The organism is Desulforapulum autotrophicum HRM2, from assembly GCF_000020365.1.
GTDB classification, from domain to species: Bacteria; Desulfobacterota; Desulfobacteria; order Desulfobacterales; family Desulfobacteraceae; genus Desulforapulum; species Desulforapulum autotrophicum.
Genome location: NC_012108.1, coordinates 202,372 through 224,753 on the forward strand (window position 1 = coordinate 202,372; position 22,382 = coordinate 224,753).

A 22,382-nucleotide genomic window follows, 5' to 3' on the forward strand; every position below is an offset into this window, starting at 1 on the left:
GCTTTTTCCCATTTCATTCTCTTTTTTGAAAACATTTGTGTCATATTGGTTTGTATTTGGCGTGTCAAGAAAATTTTGGTGATACTCATGCATACTAATGGAATATGATATCCATTTATTACCATATGCAACAAGGCCTGATCGATTGAACAGCATCAGGAAGGAAGTGTGAAAACAAAAAGGCTGAATGCTGCTATGGATACAAAATATCTGGAAAAAGTCGTGTTCGGGTGATCTTTGACCCCGCCAGGGCTATAGGCACTTCAGAGTATTTATATGCGTTGGCCCTGGCAGTCCAATCACATCCCCTTGACAATCCAAGCTGACTCAAGTACCCATGAAGCTTGTCTATTGTTAATTTAATGTTAGGATCGTACTCGGTTAATACGTAGGAGAAATGTTCTGACAATGGGTTTTGAAACAAAGCGGCTCTTTTTTGATAAAAGAGATCAGGACCTTATCAAGATAGTCAATGCGGTTTACGATGAGGGCAGTGCCCTTGGGTACACGGAAAAGCTCTATTACCCGTTTTTTCACCCCTTTGGTATCAAGGAGCTGTCCGAGTCCAAGGGACTTCGGATTGCAAACTCGGTTGTCCATCTTCTGGAATCCATGGAGCGCGGGGATGAGGAGTACAGGCTCCAGGCGTTGAGGGGATTGAAGGACGAGATCCTCAACACGGCTGAAGGTGTCCTGCCCAAAAATACGGCCCGGGTACTTCTCCAGATTATGAAGGACCTGGTCAGGGCCAGGGGAGATAAGTTCAAACAACTTGAACTTGCCCATGCCTTTCGAACCACAGCCTCTGGAAAACCAAGGCTGATCCGACGTCAACTCAAGGCCCACCACCTCCTTGAAATGCCTGAAGAGTGGAATCAGGTCACCTTTGATGACCATGTCCACGACGCCAACACAAAGGGTCGAAAATCGCCTACCCATTTGATCATGGACGCATGGATCAAGGGAATACGACGACTGCGGGTGATCTACTACCATTATATTGAACCCAGGTTTGCGGCCGAACTCATTGAGGCTGCCGATATTATGGATATTGACCTTCGCATCGGCATTGAATTTGCCGCAAGGTTCAGGGATCGCTACATCTCGTTTATATGGGTTTCCAGGGGATTGCCCGATATCCAGACGTTTCTATGCTTTCTGGCCGAACCCCATGTGATCGAATTCATGGACCAGGGCAAAGAGGTGCTCAAGTACAAGACTGCCTATATCCTCAAGGTCCTTGCCGCATTCAACGACAAACAGCGAATCATTTTGAATCAGGCCTTTGGGGTTGAGCTGGAGCCACTGGATGCTGATAAATTTCTCAAATTTGTGGCACCGGGTCAGGCGTCGATTCTCCACCTTGGCGAGTATATCCATCTCCACCTTATCCGTTTGATGAAGTTGAGGCTCAAGGAGATCAGCCACACCTATGCAACGGCTGATGACAATGCAAAACAGGAAATAAAGGCCCTTATCAAGGCCGTGGACCAGCTCTCCACCGGTGACATTGTGGATGGCTACCTGCAGCCAGAAAATTTTCCAGAAATTCCAGATCCCATGACCGTCAATGACAACGTGGATGATTCTGAAATACCGCCCAGGCTTAAATTGGGATTTAACAGACTCCTTGACGAGATTGTCACGCTCCTCCCAAGCTTTAGAATCACCCTTAACCTTGACAATATGAATGTTGAAGATGTGCTGGAACTTCTCTATGACAGCGATGGACTCATCACCAGGCTTGAAATTTTTAACCTCAAGGCCTATACAACGGGAAAAACAGACCAGATTCCGGCCATCAGCGAGCTCCAGCAAGCCATTAACGAGGCAAGCCTCCTGAAGCTTAAAAGGATTGTCCGCCAGATTATCGGCCAGATGAAGAGCCGGGGACACAAGGATGAGAGCGATAGAACCCGGAAGCTTGTTGGCATTCTCCACGATATCTATACGTTCAGGACCATGTACCGAACGACCCGCCTGCGATCAAGGATCGGCAGTGACTCCACGGGCCGCTCCCTCCAGGCCTATGGCATGGGCCTTGGCATCATCGACACCTTGCCCCGCCAGGCCAGGCGTGAGGTCAGTCGGAAAGGGTGTTCAAGGCTGATCATTCCCTTTAATATGCAGACCTGCCTCAGGGTCACCACAATTCCCTCTGCAACTGCCGGTGCCCTTGTAAAATGGCTTAGAAAGTTCCCGGGACTGGAACGTCTGGGGGCAAAGAAAAAATCAGACTGGGTTGTTGAAGAGTACTCGGCACGCATGACGCCCCAGGGCAACATTGTCACCCTGGGAGGCATTCAAAAGGAGATCTCCAACGGCCTGAGCCTTGACGTTGAGGCCACAAAAGAGGAAAAACCCTACGACCAATCCTGGGACAATTTGAATTCCAGGCTCAAGAACACCCTCAAGGTATTCATTGGATTTGTCCCGGCTTTTGCCTGTTTTATCCTGACAAAGGACTGGTGGTTTCTGGCCTATTTCGGTGCCTTTATCTGGTTTGGGATCACAGGGCTGAGGAATATCATCCAGTCGGTGCTTGGTGGCGGCGGCATCAACCGCTCCCACCTGCTTCGCTGGAACGACTATGTGAGCTGGGACAGGATGACCGATTCCCTGTTGTTTACCGGTTTTTCCGTGCCTCTTCTTGATTATTTTGTGAAAACCCTTCTCCTGAACAAGGGATTTGGCATTAATGTGGCAACCAACCCCATGGCCCTGTATGCCATCATGGCCCTTGCCAACGGCATCTATCTTTCCACCCACAACGCCTTTCGGGGACTTCCCCGGGCTGCGATTATGGGTAACTTTTTCAGGAGCATTTTCTCCATACCCATTGCCATTGTTTTGAGTGCCTCGATCGGCGGCATCCTCGGGGCATCCGGAATTGTGGCCATTGACGCCGTTCTCCAGAAGTGGGCGGCTATAATCTCCAAGGCGGCATCCGATGTTGTGGCCGGGATCATTGAAGGCAGTGCAGACCGGTTCCACAACGTGGCCCTGCGAACCCGGGATTACAAAAAGAAGTTCCGGGAACTGTTTGACTCCTATTCCAGGCTGGAACTGCTGTTTCCAGACACCTGTGAACTGACGATTCTTCAAGATCCTGAAAAATTGATCAACTCGACCAACGGTGAAGTGCGGGATCTTATCAACGTGCTCATCATTAACGCCCTTGATATGCTCTATTTCTGGATGTACCAGCCAAGGGCAAGGATCACGGCCCGGGAAATGGTCGCAAGGTTCACCCCGGAGGAGCGGCGGATTTTCATTCTTGCCCAGGGGATACTGGAACAGGAACAGCACATCAGTCGGCTTTTTGTGGATGGTATCCTGGGCCGGAACTTTTCAAAGCCGCTGTCGTTCTACCTCATGGGATACCAGGAGTATCTGGTGGCAATAAGGGGCCTTGAGGAATAAATCCGGCCGGATTGTCTGGATCGTCTTATTTCCATTGTGGCGGATGAATCAAAAATCGTTCAGGCGATAAATTCGATAATTGACGCTTTGATTCGATCCCTGATGGCCCTTACCTGCTCCAGTTTCTCCCCGTCGGACCCGGTTACATATTCAGGATCGGGAAATGGCCAGTTGAGTCGATGGGCAATGCCGGGAAACACGGGACACTTTGCATCGGTTTCCGAATCGCAAACTGTGACAACATGGGAAAACAGTTCCCCTCTTTTAAAAAGTTCAAAAACGCTCCGGGGGATTTTATGGGCAAGATCAATCCCCTCTTCCTTCATGACGGCAATCACAAGGGGATTAACCGATTCAGCAGGTTCTAACCCTGCACTTTTGACCTCGTAGTCATTGCCGCCCAGTTGATTCAGATAGGCTTCCGCCATCTGACTTCTCCCACTGTTCTTACCACAGATGAACAGTACTTTATTCATATTCCCTCCAGCACCTTAAGGGTTTGTATTAAAACAACCATGACTTAAGAGTAGAAGAGTGCACGAAGTTCATTTGTATTTTATTAGAAAGACATTACCCCTTAATTAAAAAAAATTTATTTTTTGGATTCATAATCGCCTAACAATTCAATGGTACTAACGGTCCTGTCTCCAAGACAAAGCGGTCTACCCGTTGTTGCGGGAAACACTGCCTGAACATATCGGGCTTAATGTTGATGAATTAAGGATCGGAATATCATGATGAACCTGAGTACGGTCCAAAACCTGCGCCTGCGTTACCTGATCGGCCTTAGCGCCATCGCTCTTCTTGTGACTGCCTCTTTTGTAACCATGCAGCAGGTGGTATCAAAACAGCGGGATTTTTCAAAGATTGTCAATCTTGCCGGGCACCAGGCCGGACTGACCAACCGAATCGCATATTTTGCAAGCCTGATGGCCGCCACTGAAGATGAGGAGGAGTTCAAACAGGCCCAGGCACAGGTGGGCAGGAGCATGAATAAGATGCAAGCCGCACACAAGACACTGAGGCAGGGAGATCCAGAAAATAATATTCCAAAGCTGGTCAATAATAAACTGCTGATTATTTATGATGATCCCATGGTCGGACTGGAGTCGGCCCTGGGCAGTTTCCTGGAGCGTGCCCGCCAGGTTTATGATACGGATATGGAGGCGCTCCATACGGGATCCGCCCCTTATCTTTTTCTGATCACCTACGGTCCCCATGTGCTGGAACCCCTCCTGGACGCTGCGGTTGATGAATATGAAAACATCAGCCGGGATGCCATTGTCAAAATAGAGAGATTTGAACTGATTATATGGCTGGCAGCCATTGCCGCTCTTTTGCTTGAATTGGGGTTTATCTTCCGTCCCCTGGAGGGCCAGGTTCAAAGGGCATTGTTTTCCCTTGAATCTTCAGTAAAAGAAATGACCAAAACCCGTAAACGGCTATTGGCTGCCCAGAAACTTGCCCTGGTTGGGGACTGGGAACTGGACACAAGGACCGGTAAGTTTACCTGCTCCGACCAGATATACGAGATCTGCGGGATGTGCCGGAACGATGTTGAGCTGACCTGGAAGGCGGTGCTCAAACAGGTTCATCCTGAAGATCGGGGCATGGTGACTAAGAGCCTTCGCTCCCTTGTGGAAAAACAAGGGGCGTTAAGCCTTGAATACCGGATCAAAGGTCAGGACGGTGTTGAACGCCTGGTTTACCAGCATGCCGCATCGGTAAAGGGCAGGGATGGCCGGGTTGAAAAAGTGTCCGGTGCGGTCCAGGATATCACCGAGCGCAAGGAACTTTCCGCCAAACTTGAAAAATTGTCCGGGCATATCCCGGGGTTTATTTTCCAGTGTCAACTGGATACCCGGGGCCGTTATCATTTTTCCTATGTCAGCAGCGGGGTTTACCAGGCCTGCGGAATAACGTCCAAGGCAATGGAACAGGAGGCAGGTGTCCTGCTGGATCGCATCCATGAACAGGACGTTGAACGGGTAACGGAGCGTGTTAATCAGTCAACCCAGACCCTTGAAACCTGGAAATCCCAGTTTCGAATCCTTCATCCTGAACGAGGACTAATCTGGCTGGAAGGCCATGCCACACCCGAGCGGATGACAGACGGCGGAACCCTGTGGTACGGGTATATCTGGGATGTCACCGAGCGTAAAGCCTCGGAAGACCAGATCAAAAAGCTTGCCCTGTACGATGCCCTGACCGGCCTGGCCAACCGGCGGCTGCTCATGGATCGCCTGGGCCATGCCATTGCCATATCCCGCAGAAAAAAGAACTGCGGCGCCGTGCTCATGCTTGATATGGATAATTTCAAAAGCCTGAACGATACCAAGGGGCACAATGTGGGTGATGCCCTGCTTGTGGAGGTGGCCAAACGGCTCCAGGCCTGTGTCAGGGAAACAGATACGGTGGCCCGCCTGGGTGGTGACGAATTCGTTGTGCTGCTGGAATGGCTGGGACAGGATGAAAAGGTCGGGCATGAAAAGGCCATGGCCATTGCCGAGAAGATCAAGGGCATGCTGAACCAGGCATATCTTCTTGGTCGTGAACACCATTTACACCACAGCAGCGCCTCCATTGGTGTTTCCCTTTTCCAGTCCGGGGATGCCGGCGAGGGCGAAGTGCTTAAACGGGCAGATGTGGCCATGTACGAGGCAAAGGACAGGGGACGGAACCGGGTCTGCTTCTATAGCGAGGCTCGCCAGGCCATGGTGGACACCAGAGCCGCCATGGCACTTGATATGCAGACCGGTCTGGGCAAGAAAGAGTTTTTCCTTTTTCTTCAACCCCAGTTCCTGAACAACGGGAAAATCTGCGGTGCCGAGGCCCTTTTGCGCTGGATGCCCCGGGGCAAGCCCCCTGTTTCACCGGAATTATTTATCCCCATTGCAGAGAGTACGGACCTTATTCTTCTCCTGGGGGAATGGGTGATGGAAAAGGCATGCCAGTACATAAAGGACCTGGGCCGTTATGACCTTCCCAAAGAATTTGCCATTGGCGTAAACATCAGTGCCAGGCAGTTTGTGGATGAGCGTTTCCTTGATAAAATGAAAGGGATTCTGAACCGGGCCGGTATTGATCCCAGCCGCCTGAAGTTCGAACTTACCGAAACCTGTTTGATACAGGACATGGAAAGGGGAAGAATGATTTTAAACGAGTTAAGGCTGATGGGGCTGAGCGTGGAACTGGATGATTTCGGCACCGGGTATTCCTCGCTTAACTCCATTAAAAATCTGCCCCTGACCACCTTGAAGCTGGACCGTTCCCTGATCAGCGGCATTGAAAACCAGAATTCAAACAGGGCCATTGTCAAGGCTGCCCTTGCCATGGCAAAGGCCATGTCCCTGAAGACCATTGCCGAAGGGGTGGAAACCCCTACCCAGATGGATTTCCTTGTGGCCCAGGGGTGTGACATGGTCCAAGGTTTTTTATATGCCCGGCCCATGCCTTATGAAGATTTTATGGGCTTTCTTGAGCAGGAATCCATTTTATTAAAGGCCGGCTAACTTCAGTCTCATCATATTCTAACACCACTCTAATTATTCATTGTTAGTATTGAACATAATTGGATGGAAGACCTTTTGGAATGAATCATAAGGATAAAACAATGAATCTGGTCTCAACGGTTGATTCTGAAAATGAATTCGTCAAACCCGGCGTTACGACTGAAAAGAGCACATGGCTGACGGTGGGGGTGAAATTAATGATAGGGGTCGGGCTGATTTCAAATCTGTGTATCGGCCTGCTCGTATACATGAACTACAGAATGTCTTTCCAGATCGGTGAACAAACAAATCTTCTGCTGGAGATCAATTCGGACATGAATCAAAACCTGAGGACCACCATCTTTGATCTGCAGGGAAAATACCTTGAAATCCCGAAACGGCTTGAGGTCGATTCTGCAAATTCAATCATGGAATGGATTCAGGGACATTATACCGTGGCAGCCGATGGGGTCATTGAGGGGCGAAACAATTACAAACCGTTTTTCAACCGGTCCCAGCGGCGGGATATTTCAAAGGGGAAATTTGTGGTTCAAAACCTGGATGATTCTGTGGTGGTCTTTAGAGGCCTTTTAAAGGCGGACAAAGAATTTTCCGATGCTGTTCAGCGCATTGACATTAAAACAGCTGATCCTGTTAAGGATTATGATGCCATCAATGGGTTTATCCTAGAGGCCATCAATATTTCGGATGACGGGGATGCCCTTAGAAACAAGATCCTCGCACTGAAAAGTCTTTTGGCGGATGAAGCCATTGCAGCTGAAACCGCACGGAACGAGATCCTTTACAAGGTGGAGGAGATTGAAAAAAAGCGACAGCAGCTGATCGAATATCAGAACGAACGCCAGGCGACCAATCGTCGGATCGCCGGTGCCGCCATTCTGGCCAATATTATACTGCTCTATGCCCTGGCCTGGTATATTGTTGAAATCCCGTTGCGCAAGCTGACAAAGGCCATTGACCGGATCAATAAAGGTGAGACCGTATCCATCCCCTATGAAAATCGAAAAGACCGCATCGGCATGCTGGCCGGTGCCCTGGTCGGTTTTCAGGGTGCCCTGGTCAACCTCCGGTTTGAAGATGAACGCAAAAAACAAGACCGGCAGGTCATCTCTAAATTGATCAACCGCATGTCCGGGCTGATATTCTCCCTGCGCAGGAAAGCAGATACCATGAAAGACGAAGCGTCCGAACTTTCGGCCCTGGCAGAGGACACCGAGCAGCAGATCCTCATTGCAACAAAATCCGTTGTCAAAACAGTCCAGCAGACCGATTCGGTATCGGAATCCACCGGGCAGCTCAGCCAGGTGGTCAGGGAGATCGGTCAGCAGTTGAACATGCAGAACGACCAGGTCAACGGTATCAATGATATGGTTCAGATCACCCGGGATGATATCAACCGGTTGGCCCAGGCATCCAATGAAATCAATGAGATTGTGAATATTGTCCGGCATATTGCCGGAAAAACCAAGCTGCTGGCATTGAACGCCCGTATCGAGGCCGCCAGGGCCGGGGAGGCAGGAAAAGGGTTTGCCGTTGTGGCAAAGGAAGTCAGAGCACTCAGCGAGCAGACCGAAGAGGCCAACCAGGACATTGCCCGCAAGATCGATTCGATTCAGTCGGCCACCCAGACGATGGTGGGCTATACGACTCGAATTGAGGAAGGGATCGTGCTGCTCATGGGGGCCAGCCAACAGATTTCCGCCTCTGTGGAGGAGCAGGGAGCTGTTACCGAAGAAATCGCCGGCAACGCCCAGGCCACCTCCGTGGAGATCAAGGATGTGTCCGACAGGATTTCAGAAATCCGGGATACGGCCCAGGCCACCAGTCGATTTGCCGCTGACGTTCAGTCCCAGTCTGAAACCATTGCCCTGGAGCTGGAAAGCCTGCTCATGGATACCAGCAGTAAACTGGCCCGGTTCGACCAGGCGGACAGGGCCGGACATTCCGGTGGGGATCCGGTCCAGGAACCGCTACAATTCAGTGGGAACACCGTGCCGAAAAGCTGTCCGGATGCAGCTTGAACAACAAGTTGGAAAGGGTCGGAGAAGGGACTCGCCGATAAACAATGAATTTAAATGACTCAAGAGGTTAATTTGACACCCGCAAATCTATTGATCCTTTTACTGTTGATTTCAACCATGGCATTCTGGCTGGGCAAAAAACGCGCCTTTGCCGTTGTAAAGACAGCAGGCGGTCCCCGGATGCTCCATTCAAGACCCGGATACTACGGCGCCCTGACCGCATTGTGGTGCGGCCTGCCGGCTGTACTGGTGTTTGCCTTCTGGTTGGGGTTTGAATCCAGCATCATAACAGACATGGTGTTGACCAGCCTTCCTGAAACCTTTCGAGACCTCCCCCTGGACCGGTTGAATCTGATCGTTAACGACATCAAGAACCTGGTCTACGGGAATATCGTTTCGGGAAAGGTGAGCGCCGATCTTCAGGATGCTGCAGATCATTACAGACGGCTGGTCAGTATCAGCCACATGGCATTGACCGTGATTGCCGTTGTGTTTGCAATTGGGGGAGGCCTCGTGGTCCGGCGGATGATCAAACCGTCCCTGAGGGCCAGGAATCAGGTTGAACGGATCATAAAGTATTTCCTGATCGCCTGTTCCACCATTGCCATTTTTACCACCATCGGGATTGTCCTGTCCGTACTTTACGAGGCCATTCGGTTTTTCAAGGTAATCCCGCTGACAGAATTTCTGTTCGGCCTTGAGTGGAGCCCCCAGATGGCCATCCGGGCGGACCAGGTCGGTTCTTCGGGTGCGTTTGGCGTCATTCCTGTATTCGCGGGAACGATGCTCATCTCCGCCATTGCAATGTCTGTGGCCGTACCTGTGGGGCTGATGTCCGCCATCTATCTTTCAGAATATGCCAACAAGACGTTCAGGGCAGTGGCCAAACCCATGCTTGAAATACTGGCCGGAATTCCAACCGTTGTTTACGGTTTTTTTGCAGCGCTTGTGGTGGCACCATTCATACGAAATACCGGGGCAATGATCGGCCTGGATGTTTCCAGTGAAAGTGCCCTGGCAGCGGGTCTTGTCATGGGTGTGATGATCATACCCTTTGTCTCTTCCCTGTCCGATGACGTCATCAATGCGGTCCCCCAGAGTCTGAGGGACGGGGCCTACGCCCTTGGATCCACCCAGTCGGAAACCATCCGCCAGGTGATTATGCCGGCAGCACTGCCCGGTATTGTGGGCGGGGTGCTGCTGGCGGTTTCCCGGGCCATCGGCGAAACCATGATCGTGGTCATGGCAGCCGGACTTTCGGCCAACCTGACCGTCAATCCTTTGAAAACCGTGACCACCGTCACCGTTCAGATTGTGACCCTGCTGGTGGGAGACCAGGAATTTGACAGTCCCAAAACCCTTGCAGCATTTGCCCTGGGTCTGATGCTGTTTGTTGTCACACTGATTCTCAATGTGATTGCACTTTATGTGGTTCGAAAATACAGGGAGCAATATGAATAACAACAATAACAGCAAAAGAACCATGGATATTGTCAATCAGGGGCTGGAAAAAAGATATGGGGCGGAAAAACGGTTCCGTCGATACGGCCTCTGTGCCATCATCCTCAGCCTGCTCTGCCTGGGGGTTCTATTTGTCAGTATCGTTGCCAATGGATATACGGCTTTTCAGCAGACCTACATCAACATTGATGTTTTCCTGGATCCTGGGGAAATTGACGAATCAAACCTGGCCACGGCCGATTATCAGGGCATGGTCAAGAAGTCATTGCGGGAAATGTTTCCCCAGGTCAAAGAGCGGAGGGAAAAGAAAAAACTCTACTCAATGGTCAGCTCCGGCGCCTCCTATGATCTGCTCAATTATGTCAGAAAACATCCTGAAGGGATCGGCGGCACCATTTCTTTGTGGGTACCGGCCGATGATGATACGGACATGTTCATGAAGGGCCACATCCGGCGGGATGTGCCGGAAGGTGATCGCAGGTTGAATGATGCCCAGATCACCTGGATCGACACCCTTGTTGAAAAGAACCGGATCAAAAAGCGTTTCAATAAAACATTCTTCACGGCAGGTGATTCAAGGGAGCCGGAGCTTGCCGGAATCTGGGGGGCAGCCTGCGGTTCTTTTTTTACCCTCCTTGTCACCCTGATACTCTCCTTTCCCATTGGTGTGGCATCAGCGGTCTACCTTGAAGAGTTTGCCCCGACAAACAGATGGACGGATTTCATTGAGGTCAACATCAATAATCTCGCAGCCGTTCCTTCCATTGTTTTCGGCCTTCTGGGCCTGGCCGTATTCCTGAATTTTTTCGGACTGCCCAGATCGTCTCCCATGGTGGGTGGATTTGTTCTGACGCTCATGACGTTGCCGACCATTATTATCGCCGGTCGGGCTTCGTTGAAATCGGTACCACCGTCGATTCGTGAGGCTGCATTGGGGGTGGGAGCCTCCAAAATCCAGATGGTAACCCACCATGTGCTGCCCCTTGCCATGCCCGGAATGTTGACCGGTACCATTATCGGTATGGCCCAGGCCCTTGGAGAAACCGCACCGTTGCTGATGATCGGCATGGTCGCGTTTATTGTCGATATACCGGGCGGATTTTCCGATCCATCTACGGTTTTACCGGTTCAGATCTTCCTGTGGGCAGACAGCCCGGAACGGGCGTTTCTGGAGCGGACATCAGCCGCCATCATGGTGTTGCTGCTATTTCTGATCACCATGAATGCCGCTGCTGTCATATTAAGAAAGAAATTTGAAAGACGCTGGTAGGTATAATTAGTTGCAAGCTACTAAAAAAACAGGAGAAAAAATGAAAAAAGCATTGCTCACTATTTTTGCCCTGGCCTTTGTTGCCGGGGTTGCAGGTCCGTCATTTGCCGACGCTTCCAGGGATTATATCTCGATTGTCGGCTCTTCAACCGTTTATCCGTTTGCGACGGTTGTTGCCGAAAGATTTGGTAAATCCACCAAGTTTAAGACCCCGAAAATTGAATCCACCGGATCCGGCGGAGGACACAAACTGTTCGGTGCAGGTGTCGGGGTCCAGCATCCGGACATCACGAATTCTTCCAGAAGAATTAAAAAATCCGAGTTTGAAAAAGCGACGAAAAACGGCATCAGAATTGTAGAGGTAAAAATTGGTTATGACGGCATTGTTGTGGCCAACTCCAAGCAAGCCGCCCCGTTTAAACTGACCCGCAGGGATCTGTTCCTGGCCCTGGCCAAAACGGTTCCCTCAACGGACAATATTGCCGGCAACACCCAGCCCAACCCCTACAAAACATGGAAAGATGTAAACCCCTCTCTGCCTGATGTTAAAATCGAAGTCTTGGGTCCTCCGCCCACATCCGGTACCCGGGATGCATTTGTTGAGCTGGTCATGGAAGCCGGTGCTGAAGAATTCGGTTGGATTAAAGCCATGGCTAAAACAGACAAAAAGGCGTACAAAGCACTTTGTCATACGGTTCGAGAAGATGGTGCCTACATCGAAGCCGGTGAAAACGACAACCTGATTGTTCAGAAACTCGAAGCCAATCCCGATGCACTGGGGATTTTTGGGTTCTCGTTTTTGGACCAGAACACCGATAAAATCCAGGGCTCTTTCATTGATCTGACCTTTCGCTTATTTTTTAGAGGTATTTGAATTAACGAGGCTCTTTGCACTGGACAATTAAGGCCAGCCGTGTCATGGTCATCATAAAACCCATTACCTGGAGGTTTATGATGGCCCCAAAAATTGAGAGAATCGATACGATACCGCTTATCATCGCAACCCTTGAAAAGATGAACGTTCAAAAAACAATTGACAGTATTTTTATTGCTCATGGTAACTGGATCGGTCTCAGCTATGGTCAGTTGACGGTTTTGTTCGTAACCTATGTGTTGCATTCCTTGACCCATCATTTTTACGGGGTGGAATCCTGGGCAAATCAACATAAAACAGTTATAGAACGTGTGACAGGCTGGAACGTGGGTGAAAAAGATGCCACAGACGACCGCCTGGGGAAACTTGCACAGGTGTTTGGAGAAAACGACGAATACATATCAGAGTTTCAGATTCAGATGGGGCAAGGCATTATCTGTGCTTACCAGTTACCGACAAAAATTGTTCGCTATGACACCACGGCTTTCAATGTGTACCATGACCCAGAGAGCAGAAAGAACGGTATCTTGGAATTTGGTCACAGCAAAGATCATCGGCCAGATCTTCTTCAATTCAAACAAGGCCTTGCAACATTGGACCCGTCTGGGGTTCCCATTTTAAGCGAAACTCTTCCGGGGAACCGTGCTGATGACCCCTGCTATTTCCCAGCCTGGCAGCGTATGGTGAAAACCATCGGCAACCCTGATTTTTTGTATATTGCAGATTGCAAGGCAGCCGCCCTTGAAACCCGTGCTGCAATAGATCATGAAAAAGGATATTACCTTTTTCCATTACCAATGACCGGTGAGATTCCCCGTCTTATCAAAGAGTTGGTTTTGAACCCTGGGCAAGCCTTTCAAGAGATTGTGTTGCTCCCAAAAGATGAAGACCAAAACGAACGGGTGGTAGGCAAGGGATTTGTCGTGAATCAGCAAATGGAAAAACAGCTCGAAAGCGGAACAGTTCATCGATGGCAGGAAAGATGGATGGTTAGCCTGAGTAATAGCCATGCGCAGCGTCGGAAAAAATCGTTTCAAGATCGTTTGGACAAAGCCGAAAGCAAATTGGCTAAACTTAAGGCAAAGACCAACGACTCCGTAGATTCTTTTAAGCTCAAAGCCGAAAAGATATTGCAGGCATGTAACGTTGAGGCCTATTTTCATCTTGAAATCAACGACTCCGTAACCTTGCAGAAAAAATATATTGGTAGAGGACGCCCAGGGCCAAACACCCCTTTCAAAATGGTGGAAGTCCTGAATTTGGACTTAATGGTAAATCGAAATGAAGAGGCGATTGAAGAATTCAAAGCGTTGGCTGGTTGGCGGATCTTTGCAACCAATGTTGACGAAAACAGTATGACGCTTAACCAAAGCACACAATACTACAGGGATGAGTGGCTTGTAGAACGGGGTTTCCATCGACTAAAAAAAGGGCATATCCCTGTACTGCCTTTATTTTTACGTCTGCAGAAAAGAATCAAAGGCTTGATGGTAATGTTGACCATTGCCCTTCAGGCATTGACCCTGATGGAATTTGTCGTCCGCAGGGAGTTATCCAAAGCAGATGAACCTATTGCAGGGCTTGTTCCCGGAAATCCAAAAATGAAGACAAAACGCCCCACTGCAGAACGATTGCTTTCACAATTTGACAGCCTTCACCTTTTGATCGAAGAAAAGGGAGAAAAAATTTCCGGTGTCGTGGTTGAAGAATTGACGGCTTTACAGAAAAGAATCTTAACGCTTCTGGATTTGCCAGAAAAAACCTATGACCTTTCCTTCGTGGTCGGAAAAAAAAATTAGGCGTACAAAAATGAGCGAAACCCAAGATTGATGGTGTGCAGCCGACTTTTGATGCCATTGCCGACAGTTCATATCCGGTTTCCCGGCCGCTGTTTTTTTATGTGAAAAAAGAGCATGTCGATAAAATCCCGGGCATCCGTGAATTTCTCAAAGAGTTCACCAGTGAAAAAGCCTGGGGCAATGAAGGATACCTGACGGACAAGGGCCTGATTCCCATGCCAAAGGAAGAAAGAGCCCGGTTTGTAAAAGCGGTTGCTGATCTCGTCCCCATGGCGGCAGCTGATTTCTAAGGACCGCAGATGAACTAAGTTGAACAAAATCAGTTCCTGTTCGTACAATGTGGCTGCCGGATGCCTTTAGGGCCTGAGGGCAGCCACTTCATTCTCTTAATTGAAATATGAGTTTAAATCATGAACAACCAATCAACAATGGTTTTACCCCGGCGCCTTGGGGCGGAAAAAAAACCCCCTGATTCAAAACGCGATTCGGCGACGCCTTCCCGGGGCAATACAAGGCTCGTTCCTAAAGACGATCGCAGAACCGTGGGACAAAAGACGGTGGACAATCCAAGAATGCGGTGTGAGCATGTCAATGTGTATTATAATTACGGTGAAAAAAAGGCCATTAACGATATAACCCTGGATATTGGCCGTAACGAGGTGATCGCCATGATCGGGCCTTCCGGATGCGGAAAATCCACCTTTTTGCGAACGCTTAACCGGATGAACGACACCATTGACGGCTGCCGGGTCGAAGGGCGGATTACCCTGGACGGCAAAAATATCTATGATAGGGATGTGGATGTCGTACCGTTGAGGGCCCAGGTGGGTATGGTCTTTCAAAAGCCCAACCCTTTTCCCAAATCCATTTATGATAATGTGGCCTACGGTGCCAAAATTCATGGCCTGGTCCAGAACAAAACCGAAACCGATGAACTGGTGGAGACGTCCCTGAAGCGGGCAGGATTGTGGAATGAGGTCAAGGACCGCCTAGAACAGCCGGGTACCGGTCTTTCCGGAGGGCAGCAGCAGCGGCTTTGTATTGCCCGGACCATTGCGGTGGGTCCGGAAGTGATACTGATGGATGAACCCTGCTCGGCCCTAGATCCCATCGCCACGGCCATCATTGAAGACCTGATTGATGAGCTGGTCAAGGATTACTCGATCGCCATTGTCACCCATTCCATGCAGCAGGCGTCCCGTATTTCTCAGCGGACCGCTTACTTTCACATGGGCGATCTGATTGAGATCGGGACCACGAATCAGATCTTTATGAATCCCCTGCACCAGTTAACCCATGACTATATTACTGGACGATTTGGATAATTTAAGGATGGATATGCTGAATCATACCGTGAAATCATTTGATAAAGAGATAGCGCATCTTTCAGACGAAATCAACCGACTGGCCATGGCCTGTTCAAACCAGCTGGAAAAGGCTGCCATTGCGTTTGATCTAATGGACAAAGGCCTGGCCGGCAAGGTGGCCAAGGACGATGAGAAGGTCAATGTCCTGGAACGATTGATTGAAGATCATGCCGTCCGGTTTCTGGCAAAGCGCCAACCCATGGCCGTCGACCTGCGTTTTTTCCTCGCTGCCATGAAGATCGCCTATGAACTGGAGCGGATCGGGGATAATGCTGAAAATATTGCCAAGGGTGTTATTTTTTTAAAGAAAAGACCGGACCATGGTATTGTAAAACGTATCGTGGACATGACTGCCGACTGCAGGAGCATGCTCCAGGAGGCCGTTGAGGCGTTTTTGGCAATGGATGCAGATAAAGCCTCTGCCGTGTGGAAACGGGACGAAGGGATTGATGAGAGCTTTAAACGGATCATGGGGCTGGTGTTTGATCAGACAAAGGGCCCATGCGTGGACAGTTTTGAGGACGGGACCCAGATCGTTTTGATGGCCCGGTGCATTGAGCGCATCGGCGACCACATCACCAATATTGCTGAGGATATCTACTATATTGCCACCGGCCAGAATAATTTAAAACAGATCATGATGAAACTGGATGAATAGAAGACCGAATAACCGGCACGGCCGGAGCGAGGGATGGCATCCGGCCACAACGAACATTGAAAATCCCCCAATGACAAGGCTTTGGACGGAGTTTCATATAAACAGGAGCTGGGTGATCCGCCCGTCCTGTTTTTGTTTGATTCAAATGCGATCCTAACTTTATCCTCATGCCGACCGGATAAGGTGGGGTTGCTATCAAGGCAGAATATGACCATGAATTTGAACAGACAAGGAGAAGACCAATGATTTGTGCCGATCTGCATGTGCACTCCATGGCGTCAAAAAGGCCGTCCGAGTGGTTTTTAAAAAAGGTGGGGGCCAGGGAGTCCTACACCGATGTTGAGGCAATATATCAAAAAGCGAAAGACCAGGGAATGACCTTTGTCACGGTCTCGGATCACAACACCATCGAGGGGGGACTCAACCTGGTCAAAGCCCATCCTGATGATACCTTTTTAAGTGTGGAGGTGACCGCCTATTTCCCCGAAGACAACTGCAAGATCCACATCCTTGTGTTTGATCTTACCCGGGATCAGTTCAAGGCGATTGACGGGATAAGAAACAATATTTACCTGCTCCGGGATTACCTTTTAAAGGAAAACCTGGCCTATTCCGTGGCCCATGCCACCTACAGCGTTAACAACAGACTGACCCTTGCGGTTCTGGAGAAACTGATGGTGCTCTTTGACGTGTTTGAAGGGATCAACGGCGCCAGGAACAGTCTACACAACGAGGTATGGCAGGCCGTGCTCCACAGCCTGACCCCGGATCGCATGGAAGTCCTTGCAGACCGGTACTCAATTGAGCCTGCCGGCAGCGATCCCTGGATAAAAGGGATAACTGGCGGTTCAGACGACCATGCTGGCCTTTTCATCGGCCAGACCTATACCACGGCCCCCTGGGGGATCACCAGGGCCGATTTCATCAACAGCATCCGGGAGAAGCGCACCTTTAGTTCGGGCAGGAGCAACGATTACAAGAGCCTGGCCTTCTCCATCTACAAGATTTTTTGTGATTATTCCGGATCCAGGTTTATGAACGATCCCCACAGCATCCAGGAGTTTGTGGGCAGCATCCTGTTTTCCGACAGCGACCGCAGGGTGAAAAACTGGATTATCCGGCAGAAAATCAAGCGGGGCAAAGAAGCCAGGGATCAGATTATTTTTCGGTTCTTTGACGACGTGCTCAGCTGGTCCCGAAACCGGACCATGGATGTGGAGGCGCGTATGGAAAAGATTTATACGAGCATGGCCACCTTGTTTGACGGGTTCACCTTCATGGTCATGGAGTCCATGGTCAAGGATCTGTGCAACGGGGATGCAGGACGGCTGTTCAAGAACATCAGCGCCTCCCTTCCCATGATGTTCATTTCGGTTCCGTTCTTCTCTTCCCTGAAACATCTCTTCCTTGACCGGGATCTTATCACGGCACTGAAACACGAATATGTGGGACCTGGCAGCCATGGACAGGACCGGGTACTATGGTTCACCGACACCATTAACGACCTGAACGGGGTTGCGGTGAGCCTTTCCAACTACATGCAGAGCGCCCTTGACCGGGATTGCAACGCCACCTTTGTTGTCTGCCTGCCGGATGACAAGGCCAGGGATCTGCTGCCCAACACCCTGAACCTTAACTCGATTTTTTGCCACAGTCCCGACTTTTACGCAAGCTATACCCTGCACATTCCCTCCCTGCTCAATTCTGTTGAACAGATCTACAAACAGAGACCCGAACGAATTATCATATCAACCCCCGGCCCGGTGGGCCTTCTCGGCCTTCTCATGTCAAAGCTAATGGGTGTCCCGGTTTCTGGGATTTTTCATACCGATTTTGCCGCCCAGGCCGGGTTCATGTTCGATGATGAGATCGTTGCAGATGTCATTAATGAGTACACCCGGTGGTTTTACGCCTGTGTCGATGAGATCAGGGTTCCTACGAGGGCATACATGGAGATTCTTGAATCCCAGGGATACGACCACTGCAAGATGAGGCTGCTCAAGCGGGGCATCGATATCCGGCCACCCCGATTTTCCGACATGGAGAAAAGGGCATTCATGGGGCTCCATAAGATTCCCCGGGGATTTACCCTGCTGTGGGCGGGCCGGGTCAGCCGGGACAAAAACCTTTATTTCCTTGTGGATATTTACAGGCAGGTTGCAGCGGCTAGAAGTGACGTCAACCTGGTGATCTGCGGGGATGGTCCCGACCTTGGGGAGGTGAAGCAGCTGCTTCAAGGTTTTGAACGGGTGGTATTCACCGGCTGCATCCCCCATGGCAGAATGCTTGAGTTTTATACCTGTGCAGACCTGTTCGTGTTTCCGAGCACCACTGACACCTTTGGCATGGTGGTGTTCGAGGCCCAGGCCTGCGGCCTTGCCGCCATGGTCTCCGATGTGGGCGGTCCCCAGGAGATCGTTGTGAACGGCAAGACCGGTTTTGTGCGACAGACCAAGGATTCCAGCGCCTGGAGCCGTCAGATCCTGGAACTTGTTAAGTTGAAGCAGAACAACCCCCAGGCCTTTGACCGCATGGGCATGCATGCAGCAGAACATATCCGGGTCAACTTCTCCTGGGACGAGGCCCTGGGCGATATCCTTGAAGGCGAGCAGCCTGAAGTTCGTCCTCTGGAAGCCTACCCTCCATTGCAAGTTCCCAGGCAAAGCGAGACTGCCCGGGCCGTGGCATAATTCTGACCAACCTCTTGAACAAGGATCCATTTCTATTATGAACAAACAGCTAAACCTGTTGGGTGAGTCCTGCCTGGGGATTAACGATTCGGCCCATCCCCGGAAATCCGAAAAAAAGACGCTCCTCCATGGGGATCCGGTATCCAGCGGGTTTGCAGAAGGCAGGGCCTATTTCCTGGGCAAACGGGTGAGTTTCGATCAGGTCGCCCAGGAAACAGGCGAGGATATACCGACCGAAATAGCCCGTCTTGAGACGGCATTTCTGAAATCAGAGGCCGAGGTGCAAAGCCTTGTGGGAGGGGCCCGGGATCTGTCTCCCCAGGATAAGGCCATCCTTGAAACCCATTTGATGGTGCTCCAGGACAATTTATTCATGAAACAGGTGAAAGACCATATCCAGGACGGGCTGACCGCAGAATATTCCCTGAAAAAAATCGTTTTAAAACATGTCGATTTTTTCCGGGGGCTTGATGATCCTTATTTCCAGGATAGGTGGGCCGATATCGAGGATATCGGCAAGCGTGTGCTCCATAACCTGTTCGGATTTCAAGGAACTATTACAACAAAGCTCAGGCAGCCAACGATCCTGGTGGCTTCGGATATTTCTCCTGTGGATATGGTGGCCCTGAAGCAGGTGAACCTGAAGGGGATCGTGCTGTCCAAGGGCGGAAAGACATCCCATGCAGTGATTCTGGCCAGGTCCTTTGAGATCCCCATGGTGATCGGTGTGACCGCAGCCCTGGATGCCATTAAACCCGAAGAACCCTTGATCCTGGACGGCAATTCAGGGCTGGTGTTCCGGAAACCCACCCGGAAAATCATTGATGCCTATGCCCAGCTCAAGGAGCATGGTGCCGCAAACCCCGTCGTGCCTTGTCAGGGGAAATAAAATGGGGATCTGCCAGGTGGCATCCGGTGAAACGGCGGGAAGGGCAACCACCCGTGGGCTATTGATTTGAACCCTTTCACGAATATGATGGTCCATGGGATTCCGAGTCGGTCGATTGTTGTAACTGGGGGACGACATGTACAATGTGTTGCCGGAGGAATCATACAGAACGATCCGGTTGAACCCCCTTTTACCGTTTAGAAACCTGGAAATTACGTCGGGGGAGATTGCTTTATTCCCGGAAAGCCGCTCCAGGGCGAAGACCTCAATGGCGTGATTCTGCTCCAGAACCTGGAATAGATTCTCTGCCAGGATACTGGTCAGGTTCTGCTGCTCCTGTTTCAAACCATGCAAAAGAGATGATTTGCTTTTATTCAGCTGGTTCAGGCTCAGGATCCATGCCAGCAAAATAACAATAAAACAGAACAGAAAAAGCACTGTTTGTAAAATTCGATGGTTGTTGTTCTTAAGATCTTTGGCAATACTTTTGGGAATCATTGAGGTCTGCGTCATGTCTTTATCTTGTGTATTCAAACATCTTTTAAGAAGTTCCCGTCATGCTGATGCCGGGTTTTTGTAAATCGTTTTTATCCATTATCGTTTGTTTTTTTGAGTAATAAATTCTTTCAGTAGCCGAACCACATCATTTTTCATACAAGGAATAAAATTTAACGCACCGGCGTTCTTGTGTCCCCCTCCTTCAACAAAAGAATCAGGAAGTTGCTCCATTAAAAAAACCTTTAGGGAATGAATAGAAAAATTTGCAGCAGTTGTAGCACGTATGGTTACCGCAGTATTCATAATACCTACTGTTATTAATGCCGTTTCACTGGTTTCCAACACATAGTTGTCATGGATCAGCCCAACCGCCCGCCCCGGCTTTGGGAAAAAACCAAAGCCGGGAAAGAATTTATCTATCTCGATTGTCTGAAGGACCAGATTGCCGAATTTTTCTTGAATTGCTCCCGCTTTTCCAATAGCAAGACCTTTTCTGTCCAGATCACGGATGTAGGGAGCCATGAGCGATACCAATTTGGTTTGTTTGTCCCGTGGTTCTCCAAAGAGCACCTCAATATATTCCCTCACCTCCATAAATCTCACCTTTGAGGATACATATTCAATAACAAGTCCAATATCAGAGAGTAATTCTCGATTATCTCCTTCCTTTTCCGCCATCGATAGATAGTTTAAAACAACCCTTTCATCAGTTAAATCTATCCTGTCGGCATATCCACTCATTGCCGCAATATGTGACATATTCTTGACATCATTATTGATATATCGGGCAAGTTCAACACAGAGCATCCCAGCCGACATGGCAGAGCCGTTTTCTCCCACCAGAAACGGATTGATATGGGTAAGCACCTCTTGGGAAATCACATCTTTATCAAAGCCATGATGGTCAACAACAATAAATTCAATGTTGTGGATTCGGGCCTGTTTGATAGCCATTAAATCGGCCTCGCACGAGCCATTGTCGGCAATAATGATGAGCGGCATTCTATTGGAGAATTTTGCAGCGTTACGAAGCGAGTTTGAAGTATCCCTGATTGAATCATCTATTTCATAATACGGAGCCTGGCAGGGAGCCCGCAGAAAAAACTCCCACTGTGCCTTTGGGGTATGATGCTGCTTAACGATCAAAGGAACAATCGACTGTTCTAAAGCAAAACCGGCCGAGTAGCCATCACAGTCATTGTGATGTCTTACTATAATCGGTCGCTCCTGAACGATGGCAAGTTTTATCTGCTGTGCAGCCAGAATGAAGCGATTTTTAAGTTTATCCAGGATTCTGTTGTCTACTAGAAATCCGATATCCTTTACCTTGATGCCGTCTATCTCAAGTCTCTTTATTTCCTGTTTCAATAGGTCTTTTTCTTGTTCATTCAGGATTTCAATTGATCTGATTTCACCTTCCAATACGCCCTTATATGAACCCACCTTGATTAATGCGGTAACAAATGAACCCTCGTCAATCTCCGGGTATGCCCGCTGCCCTGGTTTAACAAAATCCTTTATTGTAATATTTCCAGTTCCATCGGATATGCTGAAGATTGTAGGTCCACCGGTTTGAACAATTTTGTTAATCACTCCTTTCAAGTTAGCTTTTCGTATAGATGTATTGATATCTTTGATTTGCATTGCTTTGATGTCTTGAGATTCATCTTGTTCTTTTTTTAAATTCATCTGTTTTCCTCATTTGTTCATTTTTCGGAAGTCCGGGGGAATGCGCCCGTTAAAGTAGTCACAGGCATTGTAGTCGCTTAGATCCCCGGCCCACATTTTCAAGTGTTGCGGGTCCTGCCGGATTTTCCGACTAAAACCTAAGGGGTAGGTAAACAAACCCAGTACCAGGGCCATGAGTTCAGGCTCTTTACCCATACTGGGTGTCGTGGGATATGAAACAAGACAAATTAG

The 22,382-nt window shown here is 49.5% G+C and carries 16 protein-coding genes; 12 read left to right on the forward strand and 4 right to left on the reverse strand.

Annotated elements, in window-relative coordinates:
* The first annotated feature begins 408 nt into the window (after positions 1 to 408).
* Positions 409 to 3,423, forward strand: coding sequence for a hypothetical protein (locus tag HRM2_RS00820; protein ID WP_012662542.1), 3,015 nt, complete (start codon positions 409 to 411; stop codon positions 3,421 to 3,423).
* Positions 3,424 to 3,482: 59 nt separating this feature from the next.
* Here the strand turns inward: HRM2_RS00820 and HRM2_RS00825 are convergent, their stop codons facing one another.
* Complete coding sequence (locus HRM2_RS00825; RefSeq protein WP_012662543.1) at positions 3,483 to 3,899, reverse strand: arsenate reductase ArsC; 417 nt, start codon at positions 3,897 to 3,899, stop codon at positions 3,483 to 3,485.
* A 258-nt stretch (positions 3,900 to 4,157) separates the two neighbouring features.
* Between HRM2_RS00825 and HRM2_RS28015 the strand changes: the two genes are divergently transcribed.
* The 11 genes from HRM2_RS28015 (at position 4,158) to HRM2_RS00880 (ending at position 19,964) form a co-directional block, all read left to right on the forward strand.
* Positions 4,158 to 6,935: an EAL domain-containing protein gene (locus tag HRM2_RS28015; protein WP_012662544.1), complete on the forward strand. Its 2,778-nt coding sequence runs from the start codon at positions 4,158 to 4,160 to the stop codon at positions 6,933 to 6,935.
* Between the two features lie 101 nt (positions 6,936 to 7,036).
* Positions 7,037 to 8,956: a methyl-accepting chemotaxis protein gene (locus tag HRM2_RS00835; RefSeq protein ID WP_012662545.1), complete on the forward strand. Its 1,920-nt coding sequence runs from the start codon at positions 7,037 to 7,039 to the stop codon at positions 8,954 to 8,956.
* A 72-nt stretch (positions 8,957 to 9,028) separates the two neighbouring features.
* A complete protein-coding gene (gene pstC, locus HRM2_RS00840) occupies positions 9,029 to 10,417 on the forward strand; it encodes a phosphate ABC transporter permease subunit PstC (RefSeq protein ID WP_012662546.1) in 1,389 nt (462 codons plus the stop codon).
* A complete protein-coding gene (gene pstA / locus HRM2_RS00845; protein WP_012662547.1) occupies positions 10,410 to 11,687 on the forward strand; it encodes a phosphate ABC transporter permease PstA in 1,278 nt (425 codons plus the stop codon). Before pstC ends, pstA begins: the two co-directional genes overlap by 8 nt.
* Before the next feature lie 40 nt (positions 11,688 to 11,727).
* Complete coding sequence (locus HRM2_RS00850) at positions 11,728 to 12,561, forward strand: substrate-binding domain-containing protein (protein WP_012662548.1); 834 nt, start codon at positions 11,728 to 11,730, stop codon at positions 12,559 to 12,561.
* Between the two features lie 80 nt (positions 12,562 to 12,641).
* Positions 12,642 to 14,360 (forward strand): IS1634 family transposase, encoded by a 1,719-nt coding sequence (locus HRM2_RS00855; RefSeq protein WP_012662549.1) that lies wholly within the window; start codon positions 12,642 to 12,644, stop codon positions 14,358 to 14,360.
* Positions 14,361 to 14,395: 35 nt separating this feature from the next.
* Positions 14,396 to 14,650 (forward strand): PstS family phosphate ABC transporter substrate-binding protein, encoded by a 255-nt coding sequence (locus HRM2_RS00860; RefSeq protein WP_012662550.1) that lies wholly within the window; start codon positions 14,396 to 14,398, stop codon positions 14,648 to 14,650.
* A gap of 120 nt (positions 14,651 to 14,770) precedes the next feature.
* A complete protein-coding gene (pstB, locus tag HRM2_RS00865) occupies positions 14,771 to 15,685 on the forward strand; it encodes a phosphate ABC transporter ATP-binding protein PstB (RefSeq protein WP_012662551.1) in 915 nt (304 codons plus the stop codon).
* 28 nt (positions 15,686 to 15,713) lie between these two features.
* Positions 15,714 to 16,385: a phosphate signaling complex protein PhoU gene (gene phoU, locus HRM2_RS00870; protein ID WP_232364158.1), complete on the forward strand. Its 672-nt coding sequence runs from the start codon at positions 15,714 to 15,716 to the stop codon at positions 16,383 to 16,385.
* A 242-nt stretch (positions 16,386 to 16,627) separates the two neighbouring features.
* On the forward strand, positions 16,628 to 19,075 hold the full coding sequence (locus HRM2_RS00875; RefSeq protein WP_012662553.1) for a glycosyltransferase: 2,448 nt from the start codon (positions 16,628 to 16,630) through the stop codon (positions 19,073 to 19,075).
* 37 nt (positions 19,076 to 19,112) lie between these two features.
* Entirely contained in the window at positions 19,113 to 19,964 is an 852-nt protein-coding gene (locus HRM2_RS00880; RefSeq protein WP_012662554.1) for a phosphoenolpyruvate-utilizing N-terminal domain-containing protein, read from the forward strand.
* Here HRM2_RS00880 and HRM2_RS26445 read toward each other — a convergent pair.
* The 3 genes from HRM2_RS26445 to HRM2_RS26450 form a co-directional block, all read right to left on the reverse strand.
* Entirely contained in the window at positions 19,860 to 20,477 is a 618-nt protein-coding gene (locus tag HRM2_RS26445) for a hypothetical protein (protein ID WP_012662555.1), read from the reverse strand. The genes HRM2_RS00880 and HRM2_RS26445 overlap by 105 nt on opposite strands.
* A gap of 81 nt (positions 20,478 to 20,558) precedes the next feature.
* Positions 20,559 to 22,151 carry a RecJ-like exonuclease (DnaJ-type Zn finger protein) gene (locus HRM2_RS00885; RefSeq protein ID WP_012662556.1) on the reverse strand — a complete coding sequence of 531 codons (1,593 nt, stop codon included), beginning with the start codon at positions 22,149 to 22,151 and terminating at the stop codon, positions 20,559 to 20,561.
* Positions 22,152 to 22,160: 9 nt separating this feature from the next.
* Positions 22,161 to 22,346 carry a hypothetical protein gene (locus HRM2_RS26450; protein ID WP_148214533.1) on the reverse strand — a complete coding sequence of 62 codons (186 nt, stop codon included), beginning with the start codon at positions 22,344 to 22,346 and terminating at the stop codon, positions 22,161 to 22,163.
* Positions 22,347 to 22,382: the final 36 nt, after the last annotated feature.

What these genes read in the sequence shown, in the direction of transcription:
- HRM2_RS00885 (WP_012662556.1), bottom strand. Translation starts at nt 22,151, where the DNA reads ATGAATTTAAAAAAAGAACAAGATGAATCTCAAGACATCAAAGCAATG.
- HRM2_RS00850 (WP_012662548.1), top strand. Translation starts at nt 11,728, where the DNA reads ATGAAAAAAGCATTGCTCACTATTTTTGCCCTGGCCTTTGTTGCCGGG.
- HRM2_RS00825 (WP_012662543.1), bottom strand. Translation starts at nt 3,899, where the DNA reads ATGAATAAAGTACTGTTCATCTGTGGTAAGAACAGTGGGAGAAGTCAG.
- pstA (WP_012662547.1), top strand. Translation starts at nt 10,410, where the DNA reads ATGAATAACAACAATAACAGCAAAAGAACCATGGATATTGTCAATCAG.
- HRM2_RS28015 (WP_012662544.1), top strand. Translation starts at nt 4,158, where the DNA reads ATGATGAACCTGAGTACGGTCCAAAACCTGCGCCTGCGTTACCTGATC.
- HRM2_RS26450 (WP_148214533.1), bottom strand. Translation starts at nt 22,346, where the DNA reads ATGGGTAAAGAGCCTGAACTCATGGCCCTGGTACTGGGTTTGTTTACC.
- HRM2_RS00855 (WP_012662549.1), top strand. Translation starts at nt 12,642, where the DNA reads ATGGCCCCAAAAATTGAGAGAATCGATACGATACCGCTTATCATCGCA.
- pstB (WP_012662551.1), top strand. Translation starts at nt 14,771, where the DNA reads ATGAACAACCAATCAACAATGGTTTTACCCCGGCGCCTTGGGGCGGAA.
- HRM2_RS00875 (WP_012662553.1), top strand. Translation starts at nt 16,628, where the DNA reads ATGATTTGTGCCGATCTGCATGTGCACTCCATGGCGTCAAAAAGGCCG.
- HRM2_RS26445 (WP_012662555.1), bottom strand. Translation starts at nt 20,477, where the DNA reads ATGACGCAGACCTCAATGATTCCCAAAAGTATTGCCAAAGATCTTAAG.
- HRM2_RS00820 (WP_012662542.1), top strand. Translation starts at nt 409, where the DNA reads ATGGGTTTTGAAACAAAGCGGCTCTTTTTTGATAAAAGAGATCAGGAC.
- HRM2_RS00880 (WP_012662554.1), top strand. Translation starts at nt 19,113, where the DNA reads ATGAACAAACAGCTAAACCTGTTGGGTGAGTCCTGCCTGGGGATTAAC.
- HRM2_RS00835 (WP_012662545.1), top strand. Translation starts at nt 7,037, where the DNA reads ATGAATCTGGTCTCAACGGTTGATTCTGAAAATGAATTCGTCAAACCC.